This is a genomic window from Rhodococcus sp. NPDC019647 (assembly GCF_044389235.1).
Taxonomy (GTDB): Bacteria; Actinomycetota; Actinomycetes; order Mycobacteriales; family Mycobacteriaceae; genus Rhodococcus_F; species Rhodococcus_F oxybenzonivorans.
The window spans coordinates 108,275-119,838 of record NZ_JBIRXS010000023.1; the positions used below are offsets into that span (position 1 = coordinate 108,275).

9 protein-coding genes are annotated in these 11,564 nt (G+C 67.0%); 8 read left to right on the plus strand and 1 reads right to left on the minus strand.

Annotation, left to right across the window (positions count from 1 at the left end):
* The first annotated feature begins 9 nt into the window (after nucleotides 1-9).
* The 6 genes from ACH49N_RS29220 (at nucleotide 10) to ACH49N_RS29245 (ending at nucleotide 8,719) form a co-directional block, all read left to right on the plus strand.
* Nucleotides 10-1,647 carry an amidohydrolase gene (locus tag ACH49N_RS29220; RefSeq protein ID WP_358275934.1) on the plus strand — a complete coding sequence of 546 codons (1,638 nt, stop codon included), beginning with the start codon at nucleotides 10-12 and terminating at the stop codon, nucleotides 1,645-1,647.
* Between the two features lie 156 nt (nucleotides 1,648-1,803).
* Complete coding sequence (locus ACH49N_RS29225; RefSeq protein ID WP_358275932.1) at nucleotides 1,804-3,234, plus strand: gamma-aminobutyraldehyde dehydrogenase; 1,431 nt, start codon at nucleotides 1,804-1,806, stop codon at nucleotides 3,232-3,234.
* Between the two features lie 52 nt (nucleotides 3,235-3,286).
* Nucleotides 3,287-4,627, plus strand: coding sequence for a 4-aminobutyrate--2-oxoglutarate transaminase (gene gabT, locus ACH49N_RS29230; RefSeq protein ID WP_358275930.1), 1,341 nt, complete (start codon nucleotides 3,287-3,289; stop codon nucleotides 4,625-4,627).
* 81 nt (nucleotides 4,628-4,708) lie between these two features.
* On the plus strand, nucleotides 4,709-6,163 hold the full coding sequence (locus ACH49N_RS29235) for an NAD-dependent succinate-semialdehyde dehydrogenase (RefSeq protein ID WP_358275928.1): 1,455 nt from the start codon (nucleotides 4,709-4,711) through the stop codon (nucleotides 6,161-6,163).
* A gap of 35 nt (nucleotides 6,164-6,198) precedes the next feature.
* A complete protein-coding gene (locus ACH49N_RS29240) occupies nucleotides 6,199-7,089 on the plus strand; it encodes a universal stress protein (protein WP_358276048.1) in 891 nt (296 codons plus the stop codon).
* A gap of 55 nt (nucleotides 7,090-7,144) precedes the next feature.
* Entirely contained in the window at nucleotides 7,145-8,719 is a 1,575-nt protein-coding gene (locus tag ACH49N_RS29245; RefSeq protein ID WP_159924959.1) for an APC family permease, read from the plus strand.
* Here the strand turns inward: ACH49N_RS29245 and ACH49N_RS29250 are convergent.
* Nucleotides 8,646-9,290 carry a TetR/AcrR family transcriptional regulator C-terminal domain-containing protein gene (locus ACH49N_RS29250; RefSeq protein ID WP_358275926.1) on the minus strand — a complete coding sequence of 215 codons (645 nt, stop codon included), beginning with the start codon at nucleotides 9,288-9,290 and terminating at the stop codon, nucleotides 8,646-8,648. The two genes, ACH49N_RS29245 and ACH49N_RS29250, sit on opposite strands and share 74 nt — an antisense overlap.
* A gap of 163 nt (nucleotides 9,291-9,453) precedes the next feature.
* On the opposite strand from ACH49N_RS29250, the gene ACH49N_RS29255 reads away from it, so the two are divergent.
* The gene (locus tag ACH49N_RS29255) at nucleotides 9,454-10,443 is read left to right on the plus strand and encodes a nitrilase-related carbon-nitrogen hydrolase (RefSeq protein ID WP_358275924.1); all 990 of its coding nucleotides are present in this window, start codon (nucleotides 9,454-9,456) and stop codon (nucleotides 10,441-10,443) included.
* Nucleotides 10,443-11,465: an agmatine deiminase family protein gene (locus ACH49N_RS29260; protein ID WP_358275922.1), complete on the plus strand. Its 1,023-nt coding sequence runs from the start codon at nucleotides 10,443-10,445 to the stop codon at nucleotides 11,463-11,465. Before ACH49N_RS29255 ends, ACH49N_RS29260 begins: the two co-directional genes overlap by 1 nt.
* Nucleotides 11,466-11,564 lie beyond the last annotated feature (99 nt).

Sequence of the window (11,564 nt, forward strand, 5' to 3'; positions counted from 1 at the left end):
AAGAACACCATGACAGCGAAGGCCACCCACTACCGAGGCGGGCGAATCTTCACCGCGGCCGAGCCCGCGTGGGCGGAGTCGATGATCGTCGAGGACGGCCAGCTGACGTACGTCGGGGATACGGTCACCGCAGACGCGCTGACCCGCGACGCCGACATCGTCGAACTCGACGGCGCTTTCGTGCTGCCCGGGTTCATCGACGCTCACACCCACCTGCTCATGATGGGGCAGTCGCTGCAGAAGGTGGATCTCCAGAGCGCCATTGATCTGGCCGACATCCAGGATCGCATCGGGCGTTTCGCCGCCGACAATCCGACGGCACCCCGAATTCTGGGGCGCAGCTGGCTGTTTCCGGCCCTCGGCGGCCGGCCGCCCACCCGGCAGATGATCGACGCGGTCGAAGCGGACCGTCCCGTGTACCTCGATTCCAACGACGTCCATTCCGTGTGGGTGAACACCGCAGCACTCCACGAACTCGGGATCGACGACCACACGCCCGACCCCCTCGGGGGCCGGATCGAACGCGATCCGGCGACGGGCCACGCCACCGGGATGTTGTACGAAACGGCGGTGACCCAGATCGTGTGGCCCGCCCTCGCGAAGGTGGTCACCGACCACGAACGTGACGTCGCGCTCGCGGCGGCGTTCGAGCGGTACCTGGCCGACGGCGTCACCGGAGCCGTCGACATGGCACTCGGTGCGGACGAGGTGGCGGCGCTCGAGCGAGCCCTGGCAGCCGGGGGCGGCACGTTGCCGCTTCGGGTAGCCGGGCACTGGCTCATCACCCGAACCGATTCGACGGAGGAGAACGTCCGTCAGGTCCGCGAGGCCGCGACGTACGCCCAGCGCCTACAGGGGCCGTGGCTGCGGATGGCCGGGATCAAGATCATCATCGACGGTGTCATCGACAGCTGCACCGCCACCATGAAGGAGCCGTACTCCGACGGCACCAATGCCGAACCGATCTGGGATCTCGAGTCGCTGGCACCCGTGGTCACTGCGGCTGATGCCGCGGGACTCCAGGTGGCCATGCACGCCATCGGTGACGAGGCCTCGGAGATCGGGCTCACCGCGCTGGAAAAGGCGATCGCCGCCAACGGAATCCGGTCGCGTCGACACCGCATGGAACACCTCGAGACGATCACGAAGGACAACGTGCAGCGTCTGGCACAACTCGGTGTCGTCGCCTCGATGCAGCCGGTGCACGCCGACCCGGCGATCCAGGAGAACTGGCGCGCCGTTCTGGGTGACCACCGGGTGGAGCGGGCGTACCCCTGGCCCGAGATGACCTCGGCGGGCGCGGTCCTGGCGCTGGGTTCCGACGCCCCCACCGCGCCGCATCCGCCGCTGCCCAACATGTACGTCGCGACGACGCGCAAGTCCGCGATCGATCCGACTCTGCCACCCAACCTCCCCGAGTACGCGCTCCCGATGGCGGACGCACTGGCGCACGCGACCCGTGACGCTGCCTACTCGTGCTGTTGGGACGATCTCACCGGGCAACTCGTCGCCGGCAAGGCGGCCGATTTCGTCGTCCTCGACGAAAACCCGTTCACCGACGGCGCCGGCTCGTTTCTCACCTCCCGCGTGGGGCTGACCGTCGTGGCGGGCCGGATCCGCCATCGAACCACTCCCCGGCCGCTCTGAAGGCTGGACAACTCGGCGCGCCCAGCGCTCTTGCTTTCACCATTTCGTCAGCTGCCACCACCTTGTGAGGCAGCGCACACTGTCTACCAGATGCACTACGGACCCCGGCGAACGCTTGTCGGCGGGCCGTTCGACCCCACGAGAGGAACGGTACGGATGTCGATCGACGTACTCCAGAACTACATCAATGGCGAGTTCGTCGCCTCGTCGACGACGGAGACCCTCGACTTGATCAATCCGGTGGACGAGAGTGTCGTCGGCCGTGCGCCGGTGTCCACCAAGGCCGATGTGGACGCTGCCGTCGAGGCGGCGGAGCGAGCCTTCGTGTCTTGGGGCAAGACCACGCCGAGCGTGCGCCAGACGGCACTGCTGAAGCTGGCCGACGCGATCGAGGCGCACAGCGACGAACTCGTCGAGGCGGAGTGCCGCAATACAGGGCAGCCCAAACAGGTCATTGCCGACGAGGAGGTCAAGGTCGGGGCAGACCAGCTCCGGTTCTTCGCCGGGGCGGCCCGCATGCTCGAGGGCAAGGCCGCCGGGGAGTACATGGAGGGATTCACGTCCTATGTGCGCCGCGAACCGGTCGGTGTCGTCGGACAGGTGACCCCGTGGAACTACCCGTTCATGATGGCGCTGTGGAAGATCGGCCCCGCCCTGGCCGCCGGCAACACCATCGTCCTCAAGCCCAGCGACACCACCCCGAACAGCACCCTCGTCCTCGCCCGGTTGACCAAGGGCATCCTGCCGGATGGCGTGTTCAACGTGGTGCTGGGCAACGGGGAGACCGGTGCGACGCTCGTGGAACACCCCGCGCTCGGGCTCGTGTCGATCACCGGGTCGGTGCGCGCCGGCATCGCGGTGGCCGTTTCCGCCGCTCGGCAGCTCAAGCGCGCGCACCTCGAATTGGGCGGCAAGGCGCCTGCCATCGTGTTCGGTGACGTCGACATCGAGAAGACCGCCGACGGAATCGCCGAAGCGGCGTTCTTCAACGCCGGCCAGGACTGCACCGCGGCCACCCGCGTCCTCGTCCACGAGTCGATCCACGACCAGCTCGTCGATGCGCTGGTCCGTAAGGCCGAGACGTTGAAGCCGGGGCTCCCGGACGACCCGGACACGTTCTACGGTCCACTCAACAACGTCAACCACTTCAACACCGTCAGCGCGAAGATTGCGGATCTGCCCGCCTCCGCCAAGATCGCCACCGGCGGCAGACGTTCCGGCGAGCAGGGCTTCTTCTTCGAGCCCACCGTGATCACCGGAGTCGACCAGCGCGACGACATCGTGCAGGAAGAGACATTCGGACCCATCCTCACCGTGCAGAGCTTCTCGGACGAGAAGGAGGCCGTGACCCTCGCCAACGACGTCCGGTACGGTCTGGCGTCGAGCGTGTGGACGCACGATCACGGAGTCACGCAACGACTTTCGGCGGCACTCGATTTCGGCGCCGTGTGGATCAATTGCCACATCCCGCTCGTCGCCGAAATGCCGCACGGCGGATTCAAGTATTCCGGCTACGGCAAAGACCTTTCCGGCTACGGCGTCGAGGACTACACCCGCATCAAGCACGTCATGAGCTCACACGACTGACCTCGACTCCCGTTTTCCCATCTACCGTCACGACCCTGAGGACTGCACCCTGATGAACGACATCCAGTACCGGCTGCCGCAGAAGCGAGCACTGGTCACCGAGCTTCCCGGCCCGAAGTCGGCGGCCCTCACCGCTCGCCGCCGCGCCACCGTGGCCGCGGGCGTCGGCTCGAGCGTGCCCGTGTACGCCGCGGACGCGGACGGTGGCGTCATCGTGGACGTCGACGGCAACTCGCTCATCGACCTCGGCTCCGGCATCGCCGTCACCAGCGTGGGAGCCTCGGATCCCGCTGTGGCCGAGGCGGTTCGGGAGCAGGTCGGACATTTCACCCACACCTGCTTCATGGTCACCCCCTATGAGGGTTACGTGCGGGTCGCGGAGGAACTCGCCGCCCTCACCCCCGGCGATCACGAGAAGCGGACCGTCCTGTTCAACTCGGGCGCCGAAGCGGTGGAGAACGCGATCAAGGTCGCCCGCCTCGCCACCGGACGCGACGCCGTCGTCGCATTCGACCACGCCTACCACGGCCGCACCAACCTGACGATGGCCCTGACCGCCAAGTCGATGCCCTACAAGGCCCACTTCGGCCCCTTCGCTCCCGAGGTCTACCGCCTCCCGATGTCATACCCGTACCGCGATCAGGACGGGCTGACCGGCGAGCAGGCCGCCCAGCGGGCCATCACCCAGATGGAGAAGCAAATCGGCGCCGATTCACTCGCGGCGATCATCATCGAGCCGATCCAGGGCGAGGGCGGATTCATCGTGCCCGCCGAGGGCTTCCTCCCCACACTGGTCGCCTGGGCGCGCGCCAACGGCGTCGTCTTCATCGCCGACGAGGTGCAAACCGGGTTCTCCCGCACCGGCGCCTGGTTCGCGTGCGAGCACGAGGACGTGGTCCCGGACATCATCACCATGGCCAAAGGCATGGCCGGCGGCATGCCCCTCTCCGCGATCACGGGACGGGCCGAACTTCTCGACAAGGTCCACCCCGGCGGACTCGGCGGCACCTACGGCGGCAATCCCGTCGCCTGTGCCGCCGCGCTCGCCGCCCTCGACACCATGCGGGCATTCGACCTGCCGGGCCGGGCTCGGCACATCGCCGACCTCGTCCTGCCGCGGTTGCACGCCCTCGCCGCCGAGGTCGGTGTGATCGGTGACGTGCGCGGTCGCGGCGCCATGCTCGCGATGGAATTCGTCAAGCCCGGAACCACCGAACCGGACGCGGAGTTGACCAAGGCTATCGCCGCCCAGGCTCTCGAGCAGGGCGTCATCCTGCTGACGTGCGGTACCTACGGCAACGTGATCCGCCTGCTTCCCCCGTTGGTGATCGGCGACGACCTGCTCGAGGACGCGTTGACGGTCATCGAGGAGATAGTTCGTTCCCTCGTCTGACCCGTGCGCCTTTCTGGTTGCCACCGCTACCAGAAAGGCGCACGGGCGCGAAGCGCCCGCACCCCGACCAGAAGGACTCCCATGACAGATTTCGCACGGCTCCGCACCACCCTGCCCACCGGCCTGTGGATCGACGGCGCCCAGACCGACCCGATCGACGGCGGCACATTCCCGGTTTACGACCCCGCCACCGGCGCCCACCTCGCCGACGTCGCCGACGCCGGCGGCAAGGACGCACTCCGCGCCCTGGACTCCGCCGCCGCAGTCCAGGACGAGTGGGCCGCCACCGCACCTCGGCAGCGGTCGATCATCCTGCGTTCGGCATGGGAGAAGGTGATCGAACGCACCGACGACCTCGCGCTGCTGATGACGATGGAAATGGGCAAGGCACTGCCGGAGAGCCGCGGCGAGGTGAACTACGGCGCCGAGTTCCTGCGCTGGTTCAGCGAGGAAGCCGTCCGCATCCAGGGCCGCTACACCACCTCCCCCTCCGGCAACGGACGGATCATGGTCACCAAGGTCCCCGTCGGCCCCACCCTGGCCGTCACCCCCTGGAACTTCCCCCTCGCCATGGGCACCCGCAAGATCGGGCCCGCCCTCGCCGCCGGCTGCACCATCATCGTCAAACCCGCCGAGGACACCCCGCTGACCATGCTGCTGCTCGCCGAGATCTTCGCCGACGCCGGCCTGCCCGCCGGTGTGCTCTCGGTGCTCCCCACCCTCGACGCCGCCGCCGTCACCGCACCCCTCCTCGCCGACCCGCGACTGCGGAAGGTGACGTTCACAGGCTCCACCCGCGTCGGCAAGATCCTCATCGAGCAGTCCGCCCAGCAGGTGCTGCGCACCTCGATGGAGCTCGGTGGCAACGCCCCGTTCGTCGTGTTCGACGACGCCGACATCGATGCCGCAGTCGACGGTGCGATGGCCGCGAAGATGCGCAACGGCGGCGAGGCCTGCACCGCCGCGAACCGCCTGATCGTCGCCAACTCGGTGCGCGAGGAATTCACCACCAAGCTCACCGAGCGGATCGCCGCACTCACCGTCGGGCCGGGCAGCGAAGACGGCACCGACGTCGGTCCCCTCGTCAACGACAAGCAACGTCGCAACGTGGCGTCCCTCGTCGACGACGCCGTCGCCGCGGGGGCCCGGGTCCGCACCGGCGGTAAGTCCGTCGACGGGCCCGGCTACTTCTTCGAGCCGACCGTCCTCGACGAGGTACCCGCCGGCGCCCGCATCATCCGGGAGGAAATCTTCGGACCCGTCGCCGCCATCACCGGTTTCGACACCGAGGCCGAAGCTGTCGCCGCCGCGAACGACACCGAATACGGACTCGCCGCGTACATCTACACGCGAGACGTCGATCGCGCGTTCCGTGTCGCCGACAAGCTCGAGAGCGGCATGGTCGGCGTCAACCGCGGCGTGATTTCCGACGTCGCAGCACCCTTCGGCGGCGTCAAACAATCCGGGCTCGGCAGCGAAGGCGGCACCGAGGGCATCGAGGAATACCTCGAGACCAAATACATCGGCTTCGCGTAAACTCCCCGCCCCGAGCCAGATCGGAACCCTCAATGATGCGATTGGTCGTTGGATATCTCGCCACCCCCAGCGGGGAGGACGGTCTGGCCCTCGGGGCGCAGCTCGCCCGCAGTCTCGGTGCCCAGCTCGACATCTGCATGGTGCTCCCGCCGGACCGGACGGTCCCGGCGCGAGTCCCGGCCGAGACGGGCTACGACGACATCCTCGCCTCCCGTGCCCAGCGCTGGCTGGACGAGGCGAAGTCGTCGGTGCCGAGCGACATCGACGTGGACGTCCACCTCAGCTTTCACGAGTCATTCGCGCAGGGTCTCCTCGACGAGGTGACCCGGCTCGGCGCACAGGCCATCGTCGTCGGTGCCGCCGGTGACGGACTCCTGGGGCGGCACTCCGTCGGTTCGGTGTCGACGGAGCTGCTGCACTCGGCACACGTTCCGCTGGCCCTGGCTCCGCGCGGTGCCCGGCATTCCACGGCCAAGCAGATCCGGGAGATCACCTGCGCACTCGGTACCCGTGCCGGCGCCGACGTTTTGCTGCGAACCGCGGTGAGAACCAGTGAACTCATGCAGGCACCCCTACGCCTGGTGTCGCTGGTGGCGCTGGACCCGCGGAACGACCTCCGCGACCACCGCGACACACCCGAGGACATCCGCGAACGCGCCGTCGCCCACGCACAGAGCACTCTCGACACGGCACGTTCCGCTCTGCCCGAGGAGTTTCCGATCTCCGTGCTGATAGCCGACGGCTCCACCGTGGAATCGGCGGTCCGCACACTCGACTGGCAGGACGGCGACCTCGTCATGGTCGGCTCCAGCCGCCTCGCCCAACCTCATCGACTGTTCCTGGGGTCCACCGCCGCCAAGATGCTCCGTGTCCTGCCGGTACCCATGGTCGTCGTACCGAAGCAGGAGTTCCCGCACAGTGAGTAGACCTTCCACCACACCCGCCCCGGATCCACGCTTGTTCCCCACCGGAGGTTCGACCATGACGAACGACGAAGTCGCACAGGGGCCCACCGCGGGCGGGGTGAGCGCCAAGGGCCTGGCCACCGGCACGGTGGGGACATTGTCCGGTGCGATTCTCGGTATCTCCTCCGTCGCACCGGGTTACACCCTCACGGCGAGCATCGGACTGATCGTCGCCGCGGTCGGTTTGAAGATGCCCGCCATCTTCATCGCCGGATTCATTCCCATGTTCCTCACCGCCTACGCGTACCGGGAGCTGAACTCCGAATCACCGGACTGCGGTGCGTCTTTCACCTGGTCGACCAAGGCGTTCGGTCCGTACGTCGGATGGATGTGCGGCTGGGGAATGGTGATCGCCACCATCATCGTGCTGTCGAATCTGGCGGCGATCGCCGTCCAGTTCTTCTACCTTTTCATCGCCCGACTGTTCGACAGTCCGGGCATCGCCGATCTACCCGGCAACAAAGTGGTCAACGTCGGCACCACACTCGTCTTCATCGGCGTCGCCACGTGGATCGCGAGTCGCGGCATCACCACCAGTGAGCGCCTGCAGGTCGCACTCGTCGGCTTCCAGATGGTGCTCCTGATCGCCTTCGCCGTGGTCGCCCTCGTCCACGTCGGGGCAGGCGAGGCGCCCGCGAACCTGTCGTTCGATCTCAGCTGGTTCGATCCCTTCTCCGGACTTGCCATCGGCGCCTTCGTCATCGGTGTCACGGGTTCGATCTTCGCTTTCTGGGGATGGGACACCTGCCTGACCCTCGGCGAGGAATCGAAGAACCCCAAGAAGACTCCCGGTCGCGCGGGGCTGCTGTGCGTCGCGACGATCCTGCTGACCTACCTGCTGGTGTCGGTTGCGGCGATGATGTATGCGGGAGTCGGCGAAGAGGGCCTCGGCCTCGGTAACCCGGACAACTCGGAGAACGTGTTCGGCGCCCTCGCAGATCCCGTTCTCGGCAACTGGGGTGGCATGCTGCTGTTCCTCGCCGTGTTCGTCTCCTCGATCGCGAGCCTGCAGACCACCTTCCTCCCGGCAGCGCGCACGATGCTCGCCATGGGCGCGTACGGTGCGTTTCCGAAGAAGCTCGCCGAGGTGTCTCCCCGGTTTCTGGTGCCGTCCTACGCCACCGTCGTCGCCGGTGTGGTGACGGCCGTGTTCTACACGGTGGTCACCTTCCTGTCCGAGAGCGCCCTGCTCGACACCATTGCCGCGCTGGGAATCATGATTTGCTGGTATTACGGCATCACCGCGTTCGCCTGCGTGTGGTACTTCCGGGGACGGCTGTTCACCAGTGTCCGCAACGCTGTCTTCCGCTTCGTGTTCCCGCTGCTCGGCGGACTCATGCTGCTCGCGGTCTTCGTCATCTCGGTCGACGAGAGCATGAACCCCGAGAACGGGAGTGGCGCACAGATCGGCGGTATCGGACTCGTGTTCTACCTCGGGTTCGGCATTCTTCTGCTCGGTGCCGTCCTGATGGTGATCATGCGTTTCCGCAACCCTGCGTTCTTCCAGGGCCGAACCCTCACCCGCGAGACATCGGCGCTGCGGGACGAGAGCGATCTCGCGTCGGAGCCTGCGCCACCAAGCCTGCGATAAGGGTGCGCAGTCCGAACTCGAATGCTGCATCCGCCCGTCCGGGGTTCGGTCCGGACGTGGCCAACGCTGCCCGCATCGGCTCGTTCGCCTCCGGGGCGGTCGCCCAGACCACCTCGGGGGCAGCGAGGTCGAGCGCGGAGCCCAGAACGAAGCTGTCGACCGTCGTGATGGCGTGGAGAACCTCCGCCGGTGAGAATCCGCCGTCCGAAAAGGCTTGCGCCAGCGCGTTGTACATTCCGAACGCCACACCGGATTGCACCGTGTGCGCGGTGAACAGTGGAATCAGCCGAGGATGCTCGGCGTAGTTGCGCCGATACTCGCGCGCCAGGGAGGCCACCGTCTCACTCCACTTGCCGTCTGGGTCCGCCACCACAATGCCCGCCATCACGCTGGCGCGCATCAATTCGACGATCTCCGCCCTCCCCGACACGTGGTTGTACAGCGAGGAGGGCCGCACCTTCAGCCGCTCGGCGAGGCCAGGCATCGTGAAGTCACCGGTGAGGTCCACCAGGCGAATGGCCGCTTCCGTGATGATCTCCGGTGACAGCAGCCGCTGTGATGGCCGTGGCATGAGTGCGCCCCTCTGGTCGATGTTTCGCTGCCGATGGCGGGGTCGAGCGAGAAAAAGTCGAATTCGACACGTCCCACCCCTTGATCGTCGAGCACTCACCCACCATACTTAACGAATCCAATTCGTTTTAGGCAGTCGCCGAACCGGACATCCGAGGACCACAATGTTGACGATCACCGCACCGACCCCTCCCGCGCCCCTTTCCAGGACGCCGATCACGGGAGCGCGGACGACCGAACGCCCCCTGCTCCGCGTCGGGCTGGTGCAGCACCGGTGGCACGAGGACGAGCAGGACCTCCGCGCCGAACTCGACGAAGGAATCGCCGCGGCGGCTCGACTCGGAGCTCAGGTCGTCTTCCTGCCCGAGCTGACGCTGAGCCGCTATCCCGCATTCGTGGAAGGCGGTGACAACCCCGGCCGCCAGGCGGAAGACCTCCTCACCGGCCCGACATTCACCTTCGCGGCCAAGGCGGCGGCCGAACACGGTATCCCCGTCCATGCCTCGCTCTACGAGCGCGACGACCGCGAGAGCGGCGACCAGTACGACGACGGCCTCGGGTTCAACACGGCCATCCTCGTGTCCCCGTCCGGCCGACTGCTGGCACGCACCCGCAAACTGCACATTCCGGTGACCGCCGGCTACTACGAGGACACCTACTTCCGCGGCGGACCGGCCACCGATCCATACCCGGTGCACACTGCCCTCGACGGTGTGAAACTCGGCATGCCGACCTGCTGGGACGAGTGGTTCCCCGAGGTTGCTCGCGCGTATTCGCTCGGTGGCGCCGAAGTTCTGGTGTACCCCACCGCCATCGGCTCCGAACCTGACTTCCCCCAGTTCGACACCCAGCCGCTGTGGCAACAGGTGATCGTCGGAAACGGGATCGTCAACGGCACATTCATGGTGGTGCCCAACCGCCACGGCAACGAAGGCCTCATCACCTTCTACGGGTCGTCGTTCATCTCCGATCCCTACGGCCGCATTCTCGTTCAGGCACCGCGTGACGAATCCGCCGTCCTGGTCGCCGATCTCGACCTTCAGCAGCGAGAAGACTGGCTCGCACTGTTCCCGTTTCTCACGACGAGGCGACCCGACACCTACGGCGCCCTCACCGAACCCGTCGATCACGCCTCCCCCTTCGGGAAAGCCTGATGAGCTGGCGCATGCCCGCGGAGGGCGAACCTCACGAGCGCACCTGGATGGCCTTTCCCAGCGAGGGATACTCGCTCGGGGACACTCCCGCAGCCCACCACGAGGCCCGCAGCACCTGGGCCGCGGTGGCACACGCGATCGCCCGGTTCGAACCCGTCACCGTCGTGGTCGACCCGGACGAGATGGCCGTCGCGAGGGAATACCTCTCCCCTCACATCGACGTCGTCGAGGCCCCGCTGAACGACGCCTGGATGCGCGACATCGGTCCCACCTTCGTGGTGTCCGAGGACGGCAGGCTCGGAGGCGTCGACTGGGTGTTCAACGGGTGGGGCGGCCAGGACTGGGCACGGTGGGACCGCGATTCCAAGATCGGCAAGATGGTGGTCGAGCGGTCCGGCGCCGAACTCGTCGAGTCGACGCTCGTCAACGAGGGCGGCGGAATTCAAGTGGACGGCCTCGGCACGGTGTTGGTCACCGAGACCGTGCAACTCGATCCCGGCCGCAATCCGGGACTGTCCAAGGCCGATGTCGAGGCCGAACTCGCGCGCACCCTCGGCGCCACGAACGTCATCTGGTTGCCCCGCGGACTCACCCGCGACTCCGACACGTTCGGCACGCGCGGACACGTCGACATCGTGGCCGCCATCCCGTCTCCGGGCGTCATCCTGGTGCACGATCAGCGCGACCCGGAACACCCCGACTTCGAGGTCAGCAGGACCGTCATCGACCTGCTGAAGCAGACCACGGACGCCCGCGGCCAATCCTGGCAAATCATTCCGGTGCCGGCGCCGACGGTGCTCCGCGACAACGAGGGATTCGTCGACTACAGCTACATCAACCATCTCGTCGTCAACGGCGGAGTCATCGCCTGCAGTTTCGACGATCCCGCCGACGAGGAGGCCGTCGCGCTCCTGTCGGCCGCCTACCCCGGACGTGACGTGGTAACCGTCGATGCACGACCCCTCTTCGCCCGCGGCGGCGGAATCCACTGCATCACGCAGCACCAGCCCGTGGTGCGCTGACGCACCCGTGAGTACTTGTTAACCGCGGGGGGGCTGTTGCGAAATTGAGGGTCGGGGTGCCCGCGTGTCTACATGCTGTGACCTGCGGTTTCCTGGATA